We start from the raw sequence: 21,285 nt of genomic DNA, 5'->3' as shown, positions 1-21,285 counted from the left end.
AGAATGGCCTGCATCAGTAACGCCTGCTGGAATAAGCTCTGTCAGGACATTAAAAACGGCGATCCGACCACTAATGTACATTAAACTGACGACGGATTTTTCGCATTAACAGGAACAACCACGGCCAAAGAATACCATTGACCAAACTGTTCCAGAACACTTCTGGATGAAAAGCAACATTTGATAACAAAAATTCCGCCCAAAAAACGCTGAGATCCATCAGTACCGATAAAGCAATGACAACCAAAGCCTGCTGCCAAAGTGCCATATTGCGAAATAATTGAAACTTAAATGACACCAAATAACTCACAAGGCTGTAAGCCAAAGCATTAACACCCAGTGACGCTCCCTGAATCAAATCCACGATGATCCCCAATATAAAACCGGTACCAACACTGACTCTATGCGGTAACGCCATCACCCAATAAATCAACAATAGTGCCGACCAAGTTGGCCGATACATATAAATTTGCTCCGGCCACGGCATAATTTGCAGCACCATTGCAATCAAGAAAGATACCCAAATGATCCAACGCCCATGACTCCGGTATTGATTCATTAACGATTTCCCGAATTTATAAATTTAGCCGACGTTATTGTCGATTCAGCACCTTTTACTCTTTCTGTTGTCTTGGTTGCTTCATCAGAAACAGACGATGGTGCAGGTGGTCCCATTTCATTTGCATGTGGCAATACCTGAGGCATCATTTGCATTAAACGTTCGTTGGCTACACGATAAACCTCTGATGGCGGCAATGGTTCGGATGGATTATTATCCGCCCCCCACAACAACAACAAATAACGCAAACGCTGTAATTCCGCCGTTGGCCGAGCATGAATCACAGTATAAGCCCGTTGATTATCGACTTTAACTGACGAAACCACCGCAACCGGATAACCTTCCGGGAAACGACCCCCTAATCCAGAAGTCACCAACACATCCCCAACCCGAATATCTGTGTTGCTCGGTAATAACTCAAACTGCAAATCATCAGTACAACCCGCACCAGCAATAATAGCCCTGATATCATTACGTAAGACCTGGATTGGTAAAGCATGAGTCGTATCACAAATCAGTAATACCCGGCTAGTAAACTGACTGACAGCAACAACCTGACCAACAATGCCTTTATCACTGATAACAGGTTGCCCTTCATAAACACCTTCTCTTGATCCCTTATCGATGACGACCTGATCACTATAAGGATTAGCCCTACCGGAGATCACCTGCGTCACCATCATGTGTTCATCCTGACGTAAAGGTGATCCCAATAGCTCACGCAAGCGGGAATTTTCCTGTTTAAGTTGGCCTAACAACAGCATATCGCTATTTTTCATCAATAATTCTTGGCGTAAAGCACGATTTTCCAATCGAAGTTGTTCACGGGAAGCAAGGGTTTCTGACACACCATCAAGCACTTGACGCGGGCCATTGGCGAGAAAATAAAATGGACTGACTACCGTATCCATATAATTACGGACTTTACTGAGAGCATCAAGGCGGCTGTCTGCCACAACCAAAGCAATGGCAACAATAACAGCAAAGAAAAGTCGTAATTGCAGGGAAGGCCCTCTGCTAAAAATTGGCTTCATAAGCTGCGCTATTCCAAACTGTACTGTTTCATAAACAATGGAATTCCCAGACAGCAATCGCAAGGAGGTCTGAGCTGCCCGTCATTCCCCCCTCACTTGCAAGTTAACACTCACTCCTCGCTGAAGAGTTCACCGCCATGCATGTCGATCATTTCAAGTGCTTTCCCGCCACCACGAGCAACACACGTCAATGGATCTTCCGCAACAATGACAGGAATACCGGTTTCCTCTATCAGTAAACGATCAAGATTGCGCAATAATGCACCACCCCCGGTCAAGATCATGCCTCGTTCTGAAATATCGGAAGCCAATTCTGGAGGACACTGCTCAAGAGCGACCATGACAGCACTGACAATACCCGTTAAAGGCTCTTGCAGAGCTTCAAGAATTTCATTGGAGTTAAGCGTAAAGCCACGTGGCACACCTTCAGCCAAGTTACGACCACGAACTTCGATCTCCAGCATTTCATCACCAGGATAAGCAGAACCGATCGTGTGCTTAATACGCTCAGCCGTTGCTTCACCAATCAGTGAACCATAATTACGACGAACGTAATTGATAATAGCCTCATCAAAACGATCACCACCGATACGTACAGAAGATGAATAAACAACCCCGTTCAAAGAGATAACCGCCACTTCCGTAGTGCCGCCACCAATATCCACAACCATTGAACCCGTGGCTTCAGAAACAGGTAAGCCCGCACCAATCGCCGCAGCCATAGGTTCTTCAATCAAAAATACTTCACGAGCGCCAGCACTGAGCGCAGATTCACGGATTGCCCGACGCTCAACCTGAGTTGCACCAACCGGTACACAAACCAAAACTCGCGGGCTTGGACGCATGAAACTGTTGCTATGAACTTGCTTAATAAAGTGTTGCAGCATCTTCTCTGTAACATAAAAATCGGCAATCACCCCATCTTTCATCGGACGAATTGCCGCAATATTACCCGGTGTTCGACCCAGCATTTGCTTTGCTTCCTGCCCAACGGCAGCAACACTTTTCGATGAACCAGCACGATCCTGACGGATTGCGACGACAGAAGGTTCATTCAATACAATACCCTGACCTTTGACATAAATAAGGGTATTGGCGGTACCCAAGTCAATAGACAAGTCGTTGGAAAACATGCCACGAAATTTTTTAAACATAGCGAAAGGATAATCCTGCAAGCTGGGGACGGAACGAAACCCGTCTACTCTACCAACCACATGAAGCAGCGACAAGGCACACAAGCACTTGCTTCAATAAAAAAGTGGCTACGTTATTCATATCAACAGAGCGATATTCTACGTTACTTCTCCCAAACGGAGCAGAAAAAAACTGCATAAAAATGGGTTAATTTTACCAATTGTTCCATAACTAAATGCAAGAACCACCTGATTTTACATAATTCAACATTATGGCACGGATACCGTAACCGGCTAAATCCGCTCCTGTTTTTTGACCAGTAACGATTCTTGTAAGTTCACATAAGACCCACACTTTTGCTCACTATTTCCAATATTTAACTACAAGTACGTAGTCTATGTAGTGAACAAATTAATGATGTAATAAATTGCGACTAAAATACAATACTTTCTGCTAATAAATAATAAAAAACAGAATTTTCTGAAATAGATTGCGATAGGTAATAGTCTGAAATCCGATACCGACATCATAGAAAAAATGTGAACAGATTCTGTTTCACAATCCATCAACACTTTATTTTTTCTTATATTCCTTATGTAAATCACCCATTTTTATCTATTCTTATTTAATGACAAAATCAATTACAGAAAACGGAACGATCAATGAAAGCCTTGCTACTCAAACAACAACAGAATCAATTAACAGCGTCCATTGAAGAAGTTGAGACTTCTCATCTTCCCAAGGGGGATGTTACCGTCGATATTCACTGGTCAACCCTGAACTATAAAGATGCATTGGCAATCACAGGTAAAGGGAAAATTATCCGCCAATTCCCAATGATACCGGGTATTGATTTCTCTGGAATCGTACACCACACAGAAGATCCGCGTTTTCATATCGGCCAACATGTTTTATTAACCGGCTGGGGCGTAGGAGAAAATCATTGGGGTGGCTTGGCAGAACAAGCCAGAGTTTCAGGGGAATGGTTAACGCCTTTACCCATTGGTTTAGATAGCCGACAGGCAATGATCATTGGTACTGCTGGCTTTACCGCAATGCTGTGTGTTATCGCCTTGGAACAAGGTGGCGTCAAGCCAGAAAATGGTGATGTTATTGTGACAGGTGCCAGTGGTGGTGTAGGAAGTACGGCGATAGCACTACTCTCACAACTTGGCTATTCCGTTGTTGCCGTTAGCGGTAGACAAGAAAATCATAACTATTTGTTATCCCTAGGGGCAAAAAAAGTTTTGCCACGCCATGAATTTAGCCAATCGCCTCGCCCATTGGAAAAACAACTTTGGGCCGGAGCTATTGACACTGTAGGCGATAATGTACTGGCAACAATACTGGCCCAAACTCACTATAACGGTACCGTTGCAGCCTGCGGTCTTGCCAGCAATGCAAATCTACCAACAACAGTAATGCCATTTATTTTACGCAACATACGCCTGCAAGGTGTAGAGTCGGTCACGGTTCCATCAGCCAAACGCCCCGCTGTGTGGCAACGTCTGCAAGAGCTACTACCTGCTGCTTTTTATCAACAAGCAACGACTGAAATCACACTAGACCAAGCGGTGGAATATGCTAATAAATTGATAGCTAACCAGGTTACAGGACGTACATTGGTAAGAGTTCGTTAAGAATTGTGATTAGCCTCTAAAGTACAGTGGTTTTATTCTTGACATTTTTTCTGATAAGACCAGTATTTAGCTGCTAAATGCTACGATATCATTATAATGTCGCGCTTTGTCGCCGAAATGAACTTGTGGCTGTTATAAAAAGATGACAAATCGTTAATATAGGATTATGTTGGGCAGTTGTTGACAAATTGCCGGAGATACCAGCACAATGGCAGGAAAGTTTCACATTTTACTCCTTAACGGCCCTAACTTGAATATGTTAGGAACCCGGGAACCTGATATCTATGGCAACTTAACGCTTGATGATATCGTCAGCAAATTATCTGAAGAAGCCCATCAATCAGGGGTTAGATTCAGTCACCTGCAATCCAACGCAGAGTTTGAGCTGATAAATAGAATTCATTCTGCGCAGGGTAATACTGATTTTATCTTGATTAACCCTGCTGCATTCACGCATACCAGCGTGGCACTGCGTGATGCATTGCTGACAGTGAAGATCCCATTTATTGAGATCCATCTCTCCAATGTTCACGCCCGCGAGCCATTTCGTCATCACTCATATCTTTCAGATCTTGCTGTTGGTGTAATCTGCGGTTTAGGGGTAGATGGCTATAGCTTTGCATTACAGGCAGCGGTAAACCGCTTGCAAAACTCAACTAAATGAAACAGAAGAGTACGGAATCACACTCATGGATATTCGTAAGATAAAAAAACTGATCGAGCTGGTTGAAGAATCTGGCATTTCTGAACTGGAAATTTCTGAAGGGGAAGAGTCAGTGCGCATCAGCCGCGCATTAGCCCCCCAGAGTTTTCCGGCAGCTCAACAATATATTCCCGTCCAAGCGCAACAACCTGCGCTGGCTAGCGCTGTTGCGCCTTCTCAGGCTCTACCAGAAACGATCAGCGGCAGATCGGCTGCAATCGACGGCCACGTTGTTCGTTCTCCAATGGTAGGTACCTTCTATCGTACGCCTAGCCCAGATGCGAAACCGTTTATCGAAATCGGCCAACGTGTCAATGTGGGCGATACCCTCTGCATCGTTGAAGCAATGAAAATGATGAATCAGATTGAAGCCGACAAAGCAGGTGTGGTTAAAGCGATTCTTGTGGAAAACGGCCAACCCGTTGAATTTGACGAGCCATTGGTCGTCATCGAATAACGAGGCGTTCCCATGCTTGATAAAATTGTAATTGCTAACCGTGGTGAAATTGCCCTGCGTATCCTGCGAGCTTGTAAAGAGTTAGGGATCAAAACCGTTGCGGTACATTCCTCTGCGGATCGTGATTTAAAACACGTACTGCTGGCAGATGAAACTATCTGTATCGGCCCGGCAGCTTCTGCAAAAAGCTATCTTAATATCCCTGCGATTATTTCCGCGGCAGAAATCGCTGGCGCAGTAGCCATTCACCCTGGCTACGGTTTTCTGTCTGAAAATGCAGATTTTGCTGAACAGGTTGAACGTTCTGGCTTTATTTTTATCGGTCCAAAAGCAGAAACGATCCGCCTGATGGGTGATAAGGTTTCTGCTATCAATGCGATGAAAAAAGCGGGCGTTCCTTGTGTACCTGGCTCTGATGGTCCATTGTCTGATGACACAGAGAAAAACAAAACCATCGCTAAACGCATCGGCTATCCTGTCATCATCAAAGCATCCGGCGGCGGCGGTGGTCGCGGTATGCGCGTCGTCCGCAGTGATAAAGATCTGGAACAATCAATCAATATGACCCGTGCGGAAGCAAAAGCTGCTTTCAATAACGATATGGTTTATATGGAAAAATTCCTTGAGAATCCACGTCATATTGAAATCCAGGTATTGGCCGACGGTCAAGGTCAAGCAATTTATCTGGCTGAACGTGATTGCTCCATGCAACGCCGTCACCAGAAAGTTGTCGAAGAAGCCCCTGCTCCGGGTATTACGCCAGAGATGCGCCGCAGTATTGGTGAACGTTGTGCTAACGCATGTATCGAAATTAGCTATCGTGGCGCCGGTACTTTCGAATTCCTGTATGAAAACGGCGAGTTCTACTTCATTGAGATGAACACCCGTATTCAGGTCGAACATCCCGTTACAGAAATGATTACCGGTGTTGACTTGATTAAAGAGCAGTTGCGGATTGCCGCAGGCATGCCACTTTCAATTAAGCAGAAAGATGTTGTGATTCGTGGTCACGCGATTGAGTGTCGTATCAATGCCGAAGATCCGAACACATTCCTGCCAAGCCCAGGTAAAATTACCCGCTTCCACTCACCGGGTGGATTTGGCGTACGTTGGGAATCGCATATTTATGCTGGCTACACCGTTCCCCCTTACTATGATTCAATGATTGGTAAGCTGATTACTTACGGTGAAAATCGTGACAATGCCATTGCCCGTATGAAAAATGCATTGGCAGAATTGATCATTGATGGCATCAAAACAAATATCGAGCTTCAACAGACGATTATGAATGATGAAAACTTTCAGAATGGTGGCACGAATATCCACTATCTGGAGAAAAAACTGGGATTACAGGAAACTTAAAACCGGTTTAATGACATCAATACCTTTGAAGGAGCGCTTAAACGCTCCTTCGGATTGCTGACAAAGTGCGGCTTTTTAGCCGACACTTTGTTTTAATCAAGTTCTGTTCTCCAAACAGAATTTACCACCACGTTAAAACCCACCTTGAGGTAAAATCAGTGTGGTTTTAAAATCTGGAAAAAGGGCAAGCGCATCACGAAAAAACCGGTAAAAACGTTAGTCATTAAAGGTAAAACCGAAAGTGATTAAAGATTTTTTAAAGCAGGTAAAAAAACTCGGTACTATACTGATATTAGAAGAGAAAACATCAGGAAAAACGGCTTTTGAATTTATTAACCACATGACAAAATAATAGCGTTAATCAAAAAACAAGAAGATGAGATTGTATCAAAACATTCAACAGGATTAACCACATTAAGAAAATTTTCTCAAACAAAAGATTCTGCATGACTGAAAGAAGTTTACGAAAAATGAGGATAATCGTTAAAAAAAGTTGAGAAGCTTTTAGATTAAACATGAAAAAAAGAACAAAAACGTTTAAAAACATTAAAGATGATTAAAGAAATGAGCTATTTTCCTTTTTTTGCGATCGCAAGCACCTTTTTAGAGGTGATTAACTCAGTTATACATCAGACAAAGGTTAAAAAAATAGGTTCCGATTAATACCAGATTTTTAAATAACGTTTCATAATTCTGCTACACATAGCCTTATTCAACCCATTGTTATACATAGAATTATGGGTGGCATAAGATGTAGCACTATTTTGGAATCTTATTTAAGCAAGACAAAATGACTAAAAAACTGTTTACTTCCGGATTAACGATGTTGCACTTATTATGTGAATCCAAGAGGGTTAATTATATTTAATCGAAGCCATCAACCATTGAGAGAAAGTCGAAAAGAAATCAGCACGCAAAGGGATATTATCCGAACAGATGGTATTAACGCACTTTCTCATTGTTATTTTATGAAGAAAGCCATAAAAACAACGCAATAAAAAATGGATAAAACGATTAATCTGGCAGGATTAACACTCTGAAAAACGGGGGTTATCTGAAAAAACATCAAGGGTAGTAATTTATTAAAATTACTCAGAATTGCCGGTAAAACAGCGTCAGTAAAGGGTATGATTAACGTTGATTTAACGTAAAATAGATATCCTATAGTAATTAAACTTAATAAAAATCAGGTGGTAAAAGTGACCATAAACCATCAAAACACTATACTGATTAAAACCCTAAATTAAAACAGTGACTTTAAATAACAGTTTAAAACCTGCTCATGATAAAACTCAAAGTGGGAGAGCATGTAATATGGCTTTTCTACGGTTCGATTAAACCGTTCCTCTTTATAAAAACTATTGCCCGTCAACTTCACAAATGATTTGGATATTGCTATATCGTTTTTCAAAGCGCGAGCATGGTCATGTTCTAGTGGTGTTGTAGTCAAATAATTCCAGCTAATTTCATAGATCTTTGTTGCAACTCTCCATATTCAACCAACAACAGATAATTATCGTCTTCTCAGTCAATGAACCTAATATCTAACCCGGAGCCAACATCCGCAGTGGATTCAGTAAACAGATATCTCGGATGTGTTCTTCACCAAGGCCAGCGGTTTTAAACCAGCGTTCACTATCGTCCAACCATTGCTTAACATCTGGCTGAACTGGCTGTCCAAGATCAGAGCTATAGACAACATTATTCACCTCCGATAACACTTCAAAAAAATCCTCAGTTGTCTGATAACCAAGATAAACAGTTAATGCTGTTTGCTCCACATAAAGCCAATCATGTTTACCCAACGCTTTAAGATCTTTCGCTTTTAATCCTGTCATAGGACTGGCAGGTTGGTTCAGCATGAACTTACAACCACCCGCAGCAGTAATCGCATCAATAAGTTGCATAACTTCATAACGTGAAGCATGGCCTGATGACAGCACAACATTATGCTGCTGCGCAAAACTAATTAACTCATGGATCTCGTTATGCAACCGCCCATTGCTATCGACAACAGACAAAGGTTGCTGTGCTAAAGTTTGCGCGAAAGCATTTGCCCAAGAACGCTTCATTACACTTTTATGGCTTGTAGGGACAATAGTCGGCAGATGAACCAGCAGCCGCGGAACTCTACAGAACTGGTACTGACTCAGTGACTGGATAACAGAGTTAATTGCCAGCCCTCCAGAGGCTGCGTTCAATACTACCGAACCAAAAACCGGAAGTCTTGCTTCCTGAGCCAGTGACGACAAAGCAGTAACACTCCCCAAATGGTTTTTAAGTACAACTCCACCACCATGTCGGGCATATTCCCTTCCAGCTTCAAGCACATTGTACCGCCGAATGTAACTATCGGGGCGAGCATGATAATGTACATCCAGAAAACGAAGTTTTCTCTCCCAGTATTCTATAAACATCTGACTCATTGCACAGTTTTCCAAGGTACGGCATATCCCAGTTTTTCGCGGGCGTTAACCAGATCTTCTCCGTTAGTTATAGCCTCAATAATAGCTTGTTCAGTTTTGTCAACATTTTCCGCACGCTCAATAACGGTGAGCAAATACTGCTGCGGGATGGCTAACGCACCATTATCATCAGCAAAAATCCAATCTCCTGGAAATATCACTACACCGCCAATATCCAAAGTGCATTGTGTTGCAGCAACCTTGGCACGATTCTTTCCGGATACCATATAAACCCCCGTCGTAAATAAGGGATATTCCAATCTGCGAACCTCAGACAAGTCTCTGGCTGACCCATAAATTACAGAGCCTGAGATTCCTTTTTGTACAGCTTTAAAAGTTAAGATATTACCCCAACTGGTACAATCCGTACGCCCCTGATTATCAACCACTATTACATATCCAGCAGGTACTTCATCAATGTAGTTTCCAGCATTAAGAAACTTGCCCTGTTCCGGAATGATAGGTTCATAACGTACAGTAAAAGCAGGTCCAGCCATTTTAATCCCGACATTACTACGTGGCACAATTCCAGCCAGTCCAGCAGGAATATGCAGACTATCCATTGCATCCGATATAGCCGCACTGTCAAGCTCCATTAGACGCTTTTTGATTTGATCAATTTGTGTAGTTTGCATTACATTTCCCCTTTCGATTCACGTGCGCACAGGACACTCCAGGCGGCATATTCTGGTATAGATTGTTGCAGTAGCAATTTATTACATGGAAAATCCACCGAATGTTGTCGCCCTTCATCATCTATAGTTGTCAGGGTCATCTGACCAAGCATTTCTTCACCAGACAAAAATGAACTTATAGAAGGAAACACAGTAATATTCACCGAAAGAGACTTTAAAGGATTACTTACTGCATATGTTGTGTGTAGATATGTATTTAATTCATCATCATCTGTGAACCAGTTAATACGGTATTGCTCACTGAGTTTTTCCATAGCAGTCATCTGGCAATCACTAACCAATTTGTTTTCAAACATGGTGCCAAAGTTAACCAATTGCCGTACGGAAAGAGGGGCATCAGCAGGAGTAATAACTTGTACTACTACATAAGGCGCTTTCCACAGATAGTGAATATCACACTCAACACCATCAAAGAATGCGTTCACCATCGTACCGACTTTACTTTCAGTAACGCCGATTAGTGTCCAATGGTAGTTTCGCTCTCTCATGCCAGCTACTGGAGGGATAGAATGTTCTTCTGACAACATTAACCGCATTTGGGACGGAGGCCCTGGCAACACAACTATTTTGCTACTATCAACATTAAGACTGAAGCCAGGTGCTGTACCTGTAACATTGGGAATAACCTTTGCTCCAGACGGAAACATGGCTTGGAATCGATTAGAGTGATCACAATATACTCCCAGTTTTTCCAATTGTTTCTGTATTTCCACCCAGACGTTATCACGTATTTCCAAAGGACTACCTGCCACTTTTGCTATCGCCTCACGAGTTTTATCATCCGGTGTCGGGCCAAGACCGCCACACACAACAATGAGAGTATCCTGCCCTAGCCTACGAACCACTGCGGTAGCAATCTGGTTAATATCATCAGCGCAAACCTGATGTTGCTTCACTTTATATCCCTGCTCCGTGAGATATTCACTAATATCCTGAAGATTAGTATTAGGATATTTTCCACTCAGGAGCTCATCACCAACAGTAATAACCGATGCAGAATAGCTAGTGCATTTTTTACTTAGAGTACTAATAATAGCCTGCGCCATTTGTTGGGTTGTTGCGCTACCACCCAGATCATAAGTAACAGTTCGTCCTTCATGTATCACATTATCTACTGCACAGTTAATTTGCTGTGCTGCATCAGCAAAGCCAAGATGTTCCAGTAGTAATGCTATTGTGTAAAACATCGCTGCCGGATTGGCTTTATTTTTACCTGCCATACCAGGCGCACTACCGTGTACAGGTTCAAAGTATGCAATATCACTACCAATATTAGCGCTAGGCGCTAAACCAAGACCTCCCATTACGCCCGCTGCCAAATCAGACAAAATATCACCGAACATATTCTCAGAGACAATGACACCAAATTCATGCGGTTTTTTTACCATCCATAAAGCTATTGCATCTACATTGTGGATATCCGCTTTTATTTCAGGGTAACCTGCCGCAACGGTATCGAAAATACCTTTTGCAAAGTGCCCACTTTCCCTCATTACATTTGGTTTATCCGCAAAGGTTACACGGGAGTAGTTATTTTCCTTTGCATACTCAAATGCAGTGATAAACAAACGTTCTAAACCAAAACGGGTTTGTAGACGGACTGTCCATGCAGCTTCTTCAGGACCATATTTATCTATATTTGGGTGCTGTAACCAAGTCGTTGCCGTAGCGGGAATTCCTTTAAAATCGAACCCTGCATATAGTCCTTCGCTGTTTTCCCTGATAACACAACAGCGAAATGGTTTACGGTCCCCTTCTACATAACGTACTGGGCGGATATTTGCATATAATCCCAAACGCTGGCGTAATTGGATAACAGGTGACACATAATTTCTCGTTTTCACACGCAGATGCGGTGGCAACGCTTGTTGTGCTTCTTCTTTACCTTTACTAGTAATAGCGCCGAGTAACACCGCATCTACTGAAGCTATTTTTTCCCAAGTATTGGCAGGCACTGGGTTACCTTCTCTTTCCCAACAAGTCCAACCAATATCCCCAATTTCCAATGTCACAGGAAGATTTAGAGCCTGAAAAACGGGAAGAGCGGCATCGCATACTTCCTGACCAATACCATCACCAGGTAAAATAAGAATTTTTTTATTCATAAGATTTTTAGCCAATCGTTAATTACATTGTTAATAAATAACGGCTTATCTTCCCAAGGCCGCATTCCTGCTCCATCCACGACAACAAAACAGTGCGTAGGATTAGTATTGACCACCTGATTACATTCTGTGGCTAATTGCGAACGTCCGCCAACTATGCTCAGAAATTTTCCTTTGTAATTGCACAATATTGCTCTGGCATCCAGTTGTAGCAACAGTGAAAATCCCACTATCATACGTTCCCGAGCAGTATTTCTTAAATGACCAGGTATCGCAGGCATTTTAGGAAGTGGAGTCCCACCTTCAGGAATAACAAAGTCATGTAACACAGAAATCGCTTCATCTAGCTGATTTCTATTCAGTAATGCTATTAATTGTTCCAGCTTATTAGTCAGTAACGAATCAGCATACCCAGGACCACTCACTGAGATTACTCCCGTGAGGTTTTTCAGGCGCGACGCAAGCAATTGCGCCAGAGTACCTGACATCGCAAAACCGATAAGCAAATAAGGCTGGAAAAAACGTTGATTAAGTTCAGATTCAATAATATTAATAGCGTAGTCAGGATCAGATGAATTAATTAAGGATAATGTATCAATAATAGACACCTGATATCCCATTTTCTGTAATAATATGCGCAATGGAGTGCAAAAATCGCCATGATCCCAAAACGGCATCACAGGTGCGAGAATTACCGCTTCAAGGCTGAAACATCCAGCATGGTTATTATGCTGTATCATGTCGTTGCTCCTCGCAAAGATTTAACAACCTGAAACGCATAATTAATACCATTTCGTAACCCTTCTTCGAGAGCTGTTTTATTCTCCACACTCAAATTGTACATACCCATCATTATATCGATAAGATCGCGCCTGGAGGCGGCAAAAAAACAATGGGATTGCAGTTCATTGAGTTGATTAAATACTCGTTCAAGGTCATATTGTTTACTATTTTGGCTCAGATTGAGAAATGATAGCCAGCTTTCCAAATTGAGATTTCCGGCACCTTTTCCCATCCCTGATAGAGAACTATCAATAAAATTGACTCCAGCTCTCATAGCTTCAATACTGTTCGCTGTGGCAAGACCCAAATTATCATGAGGATGGAATCCCAATTGCAATTGCGTGGCAGACTTTAACCTATAAAACATCTGCGCTACCTGTTCAGGGAACAAACTACCATTTGAATCCGCTAGGTAAATAATATCAGCACCCGCTTGTTCACACTGTTTAGCAACTTCAATAATTTTACTGATAGAGAGCTGACTCACTCGTGTAAAATTAATACCCACAGCCATTCCAGTAGTTCGAGCAATCTCGCACAACCCTAAGCATGGCTGCGGGTTATCAGCTTTAATACATAACCTAAGCAAACTAACGCCATTCATCTTCATTGCATAAATATCATCAGCATTGATATTGTGAGGATGAGCAATGACTACCAATCTTGCCTCAGGTACCGATTGATGAATATCTCGGATATAACTATCCGGAGACATACCTGTTAGGCCAATATTAGAGATAGGTTTGAAAGAACCATTGCGATAACCGATTTCAAACCATTCCACACCACTTTTAGTCAACGCTTCAACATGCTTGATAGCGTATTCTGTTGTAAAATTAAAATTATTCAGGTATCCACCATCACGTAATGTGACATCTATATTATTAACCATTTTTCATTCCTATTTTAGTTTCTATTGTTTGTTTTCTACTTATTTCTTTACCGCCTCTATTACCCGTTATATAAATAATACTACCGACCAAAGAAACAACTGTGATGATAGATGCCACTTTAATAGGTTCATGGTGAGATATATAACCAATAAACAATGATGCCAGTCCTGCACTACCTAATTGCAATGTTCCCATTACGCCGGAAGCTGTCCCAGCCGCTTGAGAATGCGTGGCAATTGCCGATGCAGTACCTAGTGGCAATAAAAAACCATTACCGAAAGTCAATACTGATATTGTTAGCACAGAAGTTATCAATGGGTAGGAACTAAAAAACATTTGTATTGTGAAAGCAATACCTCCAACAACAAAGATGAGATAACCATGAGAAATTGTCTTTCTCACGCCCTGACGGCGACTTAATTTTTTAGCAATAAGATTACCCAACACATAACTTAAAGAGAGCATTATATAGGTGTAACCAACATATTTTTCTGGTAATCCCATAGCGGTAAGAATAAATGGAGATTCAATCAAATAAGAAAAATATGCCGTATAAGCGAAGCAAGGTATTGCTGCATAGTAAAGAAATTCTTTATTTATTATCACTTGGTAAGTACTAACCAATACATTTTTAATACTTAATTTTTGGCGTTTATTTATTGGTAGTGATTCTTTCAGAACTAGCAAGCACAATATAAGCGTGACTGTTATAAATAAAGTAAGAAATAAAAAACAGGATCTCCAGCCATAATATTCACTTAACATACCGCCGATCATTGGTGCGATAGCGGGTGACATTCCCACAAAAGGGAAAATAATCAGATACAAATTGGCTGCCTCTTCTTTCTCCATCAGATCACTAATAATGGCACGACTTAATGTAATACCAGCACAAGCGCCTATTCCCTGAAATAAACGCAATAATAGTAACTCACTAATATGTGTACTGTAAAAAATACCGATTGTTGAAATCAACCATATAATCATCCCAGAAATAAGAACCGTTTTTCTTCCTAAACAATCACTTAATGGCCCATAAATAAGTTGAGAAAAGGCTATACCAAATAGAAATATAGTTATTGTACTTTGTATACTAGATTCGCTAACGTGATAATAGTTTCCCATCTTACTCAAGGCGGGTAGAAATATATCCGATGAAACCAACCCCCCCATAGAAAGAAAAGCCATTAAAACGACAAATAATAAAGATTTATTTTTCATGGACCATAACCAATCAATATAATAAACATTATCCCTGAATAAATTCCGTATAAAATAAAAGTCATGTACCAGTTAAATTTACATTAAATGCACACAATCACTTATTTAATGAAAAAACCAATACCTTGCATGTAAGAACAACAAATTACTTTGCATATTATCTTGTGCTGCAAGAATTAAGAACTCTTTATAACAACATAAAGACAAAATCCCACCCATGCTTTAGATTAATAATTTTTTACTCTATAAATACCCCCTCCAAGTATTGAGATACTTTTACACAACTTCTTTAATAATTAACTTTTACAAAAATAAATTCATGTAAATATTAATTAAAAAAATAGTAACACCAACATCACTTTTAGCAAACAAAAAAACATAGAATTTAAGTTCAAAAATGAATAAAAAAAACACAAAACACAACATATAATACTAAAAAAATCATTTTGAAATTCCAGCACGAACATGTACTTGCCCTTTTTGTACCAAGCACAATGCTGTCTGGACATCATTCGTCAGTACGGAGCAGCGCCTGTTGTCATCAGTCAAATTAACGGTCGCGATTATACCGTAGTTAACGTCAATACCTTTGAAGACGTTGACTCTGCGCTGCTTAAATATATTGCTGGTGACTGCTCCTCCGTAAACGGCAAGGCTTCCCACTTCTCAGGCCGCCACCGTCGATATGACGGATTTACGTGGGCAGAAACGACGAATCCCGCCGCCTGTAATCACACCCTGTCACGCAGGTGATAAAGCCCGGCTTTTCCGGCGCATCCTTGCCATCGTCACAAAGGATAGCGGCGAAATATTTTCCCGTAGCTGTTCGGGATAGCGTAATGCTCTTCACTTTCCCTTCAATTTCATTCTCTCTTTTTTTGTCCGTTGCTATTTTTAAACAAAACTCAGGCTATTAACCACATATCACATTTTTCCTGAATGAATTCGCATCTTGCCGTACAATCCTTCCCTTCCCATCTTATTTAATTACCGGAAGAACGAATGGACAGACGATTTGTTCAATCCCATAAAGAAGCACTTTGGGCCGTGTTCCTAACGCTTGCTTATCTTATTGGCTGGCTATTGACAGCCTATTTACCCAGTGATGCTCCCGGTGTCACCGGCTTACCTCGCTGGTTTGAAATGGCATGTTTGTTACTACCAGTTGTATTCATTATCCTCTGCTGGTTAATGGTGAAGTTTATTTTCAAAGAAGTCCCGCTGGAGGATGAGAATGCAAAGTGAAGTTATTTTACCTCTGCTTGGCTATCTTGCATTGGTATTTCTCCTGTCAGTTTACGCTTATCGACGCCACCAGAAAGGCACCTTCCTGACTGAGTATTTCCTTGGCAACCGTTCAATGGGCGGCTTTGTATTGGCAATGACCATTACTGCCACCTATATCAGTGCCAGCTCATTCATCGGCGGGCCAGGAGCAGCCTATAAATATGGTTTGGGATGGGTATTACTATCGCTAATTCAGTTGCCGGCAATATGGCTTTCCCTGAGTGTGTTAGGTAAAAAATTTGCCATTCTTGCCCGTCGCTATAATGCCGTCACTCTTAATGACATGTTGTATGCCCGTTATGGAAGTCGTTTTCTGGTTTGGTTTGCCAGCCTAAGTCTTTTAGTCGCTTTTATTGGCGCGATGACCGTTCAGTTTATTGGGGGCGCACGCCTGCTAGAAACTGCCGCGGGTATCCCTTATGGCACCGGATTAATGATTTTCGGTATCTCTATCGCTCTCTATACCGCATTTGGGGGGTTCAGAGCGAGTGTCCTCAATGATGCCCTACAAGGGCTGGTAATGTTGCTGGGCACTGTTCTACTGCTGGTGGCGATTATCTATAAGGCAGGAGGTCTGTCAGAGGCGGTCACCACATTACGAACAATTAATCCTGAGCTGGTTTCCCCACAAGGCGCAGACCATATCCTTAGCGGACCTTTCATGGCATCGTTCTGGATACTGGTCTGTTTTGGGGTAATTGGATTACCTCATACTGCCGTTCGTTGCATCTCCTACCGCGATAGCAAAGCTGTTCACCGTGGGATCATCATCGGAACCATCGTCATGACGATCCTCATGTTTGGTATGCACCTAGCAGGCGCAATTGGTCGAGCCATTATTCCTGATCTGACCATTCCCGATCAGGTGATCCCAACATTGATGATCACTGTATTGCCACCATTCGCTGCTGGAATTTTTCTAGCCGCGCCGATGGCCGCCATTATGTCCACAATTAATGCACAACTGCTGCAATCTTCCGCCACAATCGTCAAAGATCTCTACCTAAACCTGTTTCCACAACAAATCGTACAGGAAAAAAGACTGGCCCGAATTTCCAGTTTTTCTACCCTGATTCTTGGTTTGTTGCTACTTTTAGCCGCCTGGCGCCCACCCGAGATGATTATCTGGCTAAATCTACTAGCCTTCGGTGGCTTACAGGCCGTATTCCTCTGGCCATTAGTACTGGGCCTGTATTGGGAAAAAGCCAATGCCTATGGCGCTGTCAGTTCGATGATTACAGGGGCAATAAGCTACACTCTGCTCGCTAGTTTCAATATCCATCTATTGGGCTTCCATCCGATCGTGCCATCATTACTACTTAGCTTGTTGGCTTTTTGGATGGGTAATACCCTCGGTCAGCGATTACCGCAAAAAGTGATCAGATCTCATTAAGTGAGTTACTTTAACTCGTTTCCAATTAAGGAGAATTTTTTATGCCTTGGATACAACTTCGATTAAATACCACAGGACAGCTCGCTGAATCCCTTGGAGATACTCTAATGGAAAATGGCGCAGTTTCCGTCACCTTTCAAGACAGCCACGATAACCCTGTATTCGAACCTTTACCGGGCGAGACCCGTTTATGGGGAGATACTGATGTCATCGGACTGTATGATGCTGAAACCGATATGAAAGCCGTGATCAGCCAGCTCGAACAAGTTCCCGAGTTAGGTAAAGGATTTATTCATAAGATCGAGCAGTTGGAAGACAAAGATTGGGAACGTGAATGGATGGATAACTTCCACCCAATGCGTTTTGGCAATCGCTTATGGATCTGTCCAAGCTGGCGCGACGTCCCTGATCCAGATGCTGTCAACGTTATGCTAGACCCTGGACTGGCTTTTGGTACAGGTACTCACCCAACCACATCGTTATGCCTGCAATGGCTAGACAGCCTCAATCTGGAAGGTAAAACGGTTATCGATTTTGGTTGCGGCTCCGGCATACTCGCAATTGCTGGGCTAAAGCTCGGTGCAACACACGCTATTGGCATCGATATCGACCCACAAGCTATTCAGGCCAGCCGAGACAACGCAGAACGTAATGGCGTTCTGGAGCGTTTAACGCTATATTTGGCGAAAGATGCACCAACCGATCTTGAATCTGATGTAGTAATTGCTAATATTTTGGCAGGCCCTCTGCGTGAACTCGCCCCTGTGATTGGCGCATTACCAAAACCGGGTGGCCTGTTAGGTCTATCGGGCATTTTAACGAACCAAGCAGAAAGTGTTATTCAGGCCTATACTGATAAATTTGTAATCGATCCTGTTGCGGAACAGGAAGAATGGTGCCGGATATCTGGGGTAAAAATAACAACAAATTAAAATTATTTTATTTTGTTATAATTTCAAGTGCAAATTTTGATCTCCTATTGATGATAATCCGTGCTGTCAGCAAACTTGCTGGTAGAAAAATCCTAAGTGATAAACTTTACCAATAACATATAACACCATGTTATTTATGAATAATTATATTTACCACAGAAGAAAAGCTGGAAAAAAGTTGTGACAAATGACGATTTGCTCAAAGTTTGGCCTTTCATATTTTGCGAAAAATGCGTAATATACGCGCCCTTGCAGTCACAGTATGGCCACTCTTTCTTCGTCTATGCGTATCGGACAATACCAGCTGAAAAACTGTCTTATTGCGGCCCCAATGGCTGGCATAACTGACCGCCCGTTTCGGTCACTATGTTACAAAATGGGTGCGGGTATGACAGTATCGGAAATGCTTTCTTCCAACCCACAGGTCTGGAAGACAGACAAATCCCGGCTACGTATGGTTCACAGTGACGAACCGGGGATTCGTTCCGTGCAAATTGCTGGCAGTGATCCCAATGAAATGGCAGCGGCAGCGAAGATCAACGTCGCTAATGGTGCTCAGATCATTGATATCAACATGGGGTGTCCAGCCAAGAAAGTGAATCGTAAGCTAGCAGGTTCGGCTTTACTACGTTACCCTGAATTGGTGGAAAAAATTCTTTCTGCCGTTGTAAACGCAGTAGATGTTCCTGTTACGCTGAAAATCCGCACTGGATGGTCGCCAGAAGAACGAAACTGTGTAAAGATTGCCCAATTGGCCGAGCATTGTGGTATCCAAGCTCTGACGATCCACGGCAGGACTCGTGCCTGTTTGTTTAACGGAGAGGCAGAGTACGACAATATTCGGACAGCTAAGCAGACTGTTGCCATCCCGGTTATTGCCAATGGTGACATTACTGACCCGCTTAAGGCCAGAGCAGTGCTTGAATACACCGGGGCTGATGCCCTGATGATAGGCCGCGCTGCTCAGGGAAGACCCTGGATCTTCCGGGAAATCCAGCACTATCTGGCAACAGGAGAACTGCTGTCACCGATGCCGATTGGCGAAGTGCAGCGTTTAATGAACGAGCATATACAGGAATTGCACGACTTTTATGGTCCAGGCAAAGGAGCCCGTATAGCACGTAAGCATGTATCCTGGTATCTCCGGGAACATGCTCCTGATGACCAGTTCCGGCGCACATTCAACACCATAGAGGATGCCAGCGAACAGCTGGAGGTGTTGGGGGCATATTTCGAAAATTTTGCGTAATATAAAGAAAAGAGCTGACAGAACTATGTTCGAACAACGCGTAAATTCTGACGTACTAACCGTTGCTACTGTAAATTCACAAGATCAGGTAACCCAAAAACCTTTACGTGATTCAGTTAAACAAGCACTGAAGAACTATTTTGCTCAATTAAACGGTCAAGATGTTAATGATCTGTATGAGTTGGTATTGGCTGAAGTGGAACAGCCATTGTTGGACATGGTGATGCAATACACCCGTGGCAACCAAACGCGCGCTGCCCTGATGATGGGCATCAACCGTGGCACACTGCGTAAGAAATTGAAAAAATATGGCATGAACTAATTAATTAACCGTTAGTTCATTAAAAAAGGCGCTGTACCTCTTGGTAAAGTGCCTTTTTTGCCAAATTCACCGGTAGAGGATTGGTGCTACTGGAATAACAGCATTGCAATGCTCTTTAGCCATTGCATGAAACTGTATTGATAAAATATAACTTAGAATCTAATGCTTTCGTCATTCATAACGCTTTCCTTTGTTCTTGGTAGAGATTTCCGCAAACCGCAAATCAATCTGCGTTTATATCCGTCATCTTTCAAGTTGCCTCTTTGTTGGCTGCACTCACTCACCCCGGTCACATAGTTATCTATGCTCCCGGGGATTCGCTCCCTTGCCGCCGTGATGCATCTTGAAATCCATAGGGTATAAAACATTTTCTGTATGCATAATGGAACCCTTCAATTAAAATAAGATGTTTAAACCAAATTTGCCGTCACATAAGCAACTTTATCCGTATTATTATAGATAACAAATTTACTATAATAAAAAGAGTTGCTAGGCACGTTTAACACCTTATCTTCTCCTAATCCTACATCGATAGAACCAGACTCAAACCATTCAGAGGTAAAACTATGAGACCAGTAAAATTTAGCCGTAACACTATTTGATAGCCCTGTATTTACAACTCTCAGAGAGCTTCTGGATTCTGGAATTACTGGTGTATCTATTCTAAATACTTCCACACTAGCATGAGGTGATATAGTCAGATCACTCAAAGGACCAACTGCATTTAAATCTTTATATACTGGAACAGGAGAATTAGAATAAAATTCTGCTTTCTGCTCATCTGAATCAACAACAATGGTTATTTTAGACATATTTATTTTCCTCATTAAAATTTAAATAAAATATACTCAACTTGCATATAAATATTTTCAAAAACAGTATTACCACTTAATTAAAGATACTCTTTAACTATTATAGAACTACTATACCCGTAATCATTGAAGATGCTTGATTTTTCCCAAAATAAGGATCATTGTACCAGTCATGAAAATATTCATTACCGATGAACAAAAAGCCGAACTCGAACACCTCCATCACACCTGTCGTGATA

At 42.0% G+C, this 21,285-nt stretch carries 21 protein-coding genes and 1 pseudogene; 10 read left to right on the top strand and 12 right to left on the bottom strand.

From position 1 onward, the window contains the following. Positions 1-70 precede the first annotated feature (70 nt). The 3 genes from mreD to mreB all read right to left on the bottom strand — a co-directional run bounded on the left by mreD (position 71) and on the right by mreB (position 2,747). Complete coding sequence (gene mreD / locus CKY02_RS17505; RefSeq protein ID WP_112896275.1) at positions 71-559, bottom strand: rod shape-determining protein MreD; 489 nt, start codon at positions 557-559, stop codon at positions 71-73. Further along, positions 559-1,593, bottom strand: coding sequence for a rod shape-determining protein MreC (gene mreC / locus CKY02_RS17500; RefSeq protein ID WP_112896274.1), 1,035 nt, complete (start codon positions 1,591-1,593; stop codon positions 559-561). The genes mreD and mreC overlap by 1 nt, the downstream gene beginning before the upstream one ends. A 110-nt stretch (positions 1,594-1,703) precedes the next feature. Further along, on the bottom strand, positions 1,704-2,747 hold the full coding sequence (mreB, locus tag CKY02_RS17495; protein ID WP_011148194.1) for a rod shape-determining protein MreB: 1,044 nt from the start codon (positions 2,745-2,747) through the stop codon (positions 1,704-1,706). A gap of 642 nt (positions 2,748-3,389) precedes the next feature. On the opposite strand from mreB, the gene acuI reads away from it, so the two are divergent. The 4 genes from acuI (at position 3,390) to accC (ending at position 6,889) form a co-directional block, all read left to right on the top strand. Next, positions 3,390-4,367 carry an acrylyl-CoA reductase (NADPH) gene (gene acuI / locus CKY02_RS17490; RefSeq protein ID WP_112896273.1) on the top strand — a complete coding sequence of 326 codons (978 nt, stop codon included), beginning with the start codon at positions 3,390-3,392 and terminating at the stop codon, positions 4,365-4,367. Positions 4,368-4,575: 208 nt separating this feature from the next. Next, positions 4,576-5,031: a type II 3-dehydroquinate dehydratase gene (gene aroQ, locus CKY02_RS17485; protein ID WP_112896272.1), complete on the top strand. Its 456-nt coding sequence runs from the start codon at positions 4,576-4,578 to the stop codon at positions 5,029-5,031. A gap of 25 nt (positions 5,032-5,056) precedes the next feature. Beyond that, positions 5,057-5,527: an acetyl-CoA carboxylase biotin carboxyl carrier protein gene (gene accB / locus CKY02_RS17480; protein WP_112896271.1), complete on the top strand. Its 471-nt coding sequence runs from the start codon at positions 5,057-5,059 to the stop codon at positions 5,525-5,527. A 12-nt stretch (positions 5,528-5,539) separates the two neighbouring features. Continuing rightward, positions 5,540-6,889, top strand: coding sequence for an acetyl-CoA carboxylase biotin carboxylase subunit (gene accC, locus CKY02_RS17475; RefSeq protein WP_112896270.1), 1,350 nt, complete (start codon positions 5,540-5,542; stop codon positions 6,887-6,889). A gap of 1,544 nt (positions 6,890-8,433) precedes the next feature. Here the strand turns inward: accC and CKY02_RS17465 are convergent. The 6 genes from CKY02_RS17465 to CKY02_RS17440 are packed head-to-tail and all read right to left on the bottom strand — an operon-like array spanning position 8,434 to position 15,051. Next, the gene (locus tag CKY02_RS17465) at positions 8,434-9,315 is read right to left on the bottom strand and encodes a DUF6282 family protein (protein ID WP_112896268.1); all 882 of its coding nucleotides are present in this window, start codon (positions 9,313-9,315) and stop codon (positions 8,434-8,436) included. Next, entirely contained in the window at positions 9,312-9,989 is a 678-nt protein-coding gene (locus CKY02_RS17460; protein WP_112896267.1) for an RraA family protein, read from the bottom strand. Before CKY02_RS17460 ends, CKY02_RS17465 begins: the two co-directional genes overlap by 4 nt. Next, entirely contained in the window at positions 9,989-12,154 is a 2,166-nt protein-coding gene (locus CKY02_RS17455) for an isocitrate/isopropylmalate family dehydrogenase (protein WP_112896266.1), read from the bottom strand. Before CKY02_RS17455 ends, CKY02_RS17460 begins: the two co-directional genes overlap by 1 nt. After that, positions 12,151-12,894 (bottom strand): alpha/beta hydrolase, encoded by a 744-nt coding sequence (locus tag CKY02_RS17450; RefSeq protein WP_011148203.1) that lies wholly within the window; start codon positions 12,892-12,894, stop codon positions 12,151-12,153. Before CKY02_RS17450 ends, CKY02_RS17455 begins: the two co-directional genes overlap by 4 nt. Beyond that, positions 12,891-13,829: a beta/alpha barrel domain-containing protein gene (locus CKY02_RS17445; RefSeq protein ID WP_112896265.1), complete on the bottom strand. Its 939-nt coding sequence runs from the start codon at positions 13,827-13,829 to the stop codon at positions 12,891-12,893. The genes CKY02_RS17450 and CKY02_RS17445 overlap by 4 nt, the downstream gene beginning before the upstream one ends. Next, complete coding sequence (locus tag CKY02_RS17440) at positions 13,822-15,051, bottom strand: multidrug effflux MFS transporter (RefSeq protein WP_112896264.1); 1,230 nt, start codon at positions 15,049-15,051, stop codon at positions 13,822-13,824. Before CKY02_RS17440 ends, CKY02_RS17445 begins: the two co-directional genes overlap by 8 nt. Before the next feature lie 465 nt (positions 15,052-15,516). On the opposite strand from CKY02_RS17440, the gene CKY02_RS24045 reads away from it, so the two are divergent. Continuing rightward, the gene (locus tag CKY02_RS24045) at positions 15,517-15,804 is read left to right on the top strand and encodes an iron-containing alcohol dehydrogenase family protein (RefSeq protein WP_146747466.1); all 288 of its coding nucleotides are present in this window, start codon (positions 15,517-15,519) and stop codon (positions 15,802-15,804) included. Here the strand turns inward: CKY02_RS24045 and CKY02_RS25860 are convergent. Beyond that, positions 15,782-15,916: pseudogene (locus tag CKY02_RS25860) on the bottom strand (RNA-guided endonuclease TnpB family protein); the annotation flags it as partial. The gene CKY02_RS24045 and the pseudogene CKY02_RS25860 overlap by 23 nt on opposite strands. A gap of 137 nt (positions 15,917-16,053) precedes the next feature. Here CKY02_RS25860 and CKY02_RS17430 point away from each other — a divergent pair. The 5 genes from CKY02_RS17430 to fis all read left to right on the top strand — a co-directional run bounded on the left by CKY02_RS17430 (position 16,054) and on the right by fis (position 20,234). Then, entirely contained in the window at positions 16,054-16,296 is a 243-nt protein-coding gene (locus tag CKY02_RS17430) for a YhdT family protein (protein ID WP_112879754.1), read from the top strand. Next, entirely contained in the window at positions 16,286-17,731 is a 1,446-nt protein-coding gene (panF, locus tag CKY02_RS17425; protein ID WP_112879753.1) for a sodium/pantothenate symporter, read from the top strand. Before CKY02_RS17430 ends, panF begins: the two co-directional genes overlap by 11 nt. 41 nt (positions 17,732-17,772) lie before the next feature. Continuing rightward, a complete protein-coding gene (prmA, locus tag CKY02_RS17420; RefSeq protein WP_112896263.1) occupies positions 17,773-18,663 on the top strand; it encodes a 50S ribosomal protein L11 methyltransferase in 891 nt (296 codons plus the stop codon). 283 nt (positions 18,664-18,946) lie between these two features. Next, on the top strand, positions 18,947-19,912 hold the full coding sequence (gene dusB / locus CKY02_RS17415) for a tRNA dihydrouridine synthase DusB (RefSeq protein ID WP_112879751.1): 966 nt from the start codon (positions 18,947-18,949) through the stop codon (positions 19,910-19,912). Positions 19,913-19,937: 25 nt separating this feature from the next. Beyond that, a complete protein-coding gene (gene fis, locus CKY02_RS17410; protein ID WP_010847912.1) occupies positions 19,938-20,234 on the top strand; it encodes a DNA-binding transcriptional regulator Fis in 297 nt (98 codons plus the stop codon). Positions 20,235-20,386: 152 nt separating this feature from the next. Here fis and CKY02_RS24040 read toward each other — a convergent pair whose 3' ends face one another. Then, positions 20,387-20,602 (bottom strand): hypothetical protein, encoded by a 216-nt coding sequence (locus CKY02_RS24040; RefSeq protein ID WP_146747465.1) that lies wholly within the window; start codon positions 20,600-20,602, stop codon positions 20,387-20,389. A gap of 42 nt (positions 20,603-20,644) precedes the next feature. Then, a complete protein-coding gene (locus CKY02_RS17405) occupies positions 20,645-21,046 on the bottom strand; it encodes a hypothetical protein (RefSeq protein WP_112896262.1) in 402 nt (133 codons plus the stop codon). Between the last annotated feature and the right edge of the window lie 239 nt (positions 21,047-21,285).

Source organism: Photorhabdus bodei (assembly GCF_003287735.1).
Lineage (GTDB): Bacteria > Pseudomonadota > Gammaproteobacteria > Enterobacterales > Enterobacteriaceae > Photorhabdus > Photorhabdus kayaii.
This window is presented reverse-complemented; position numbering and strand designations above follow the sequence as displayed.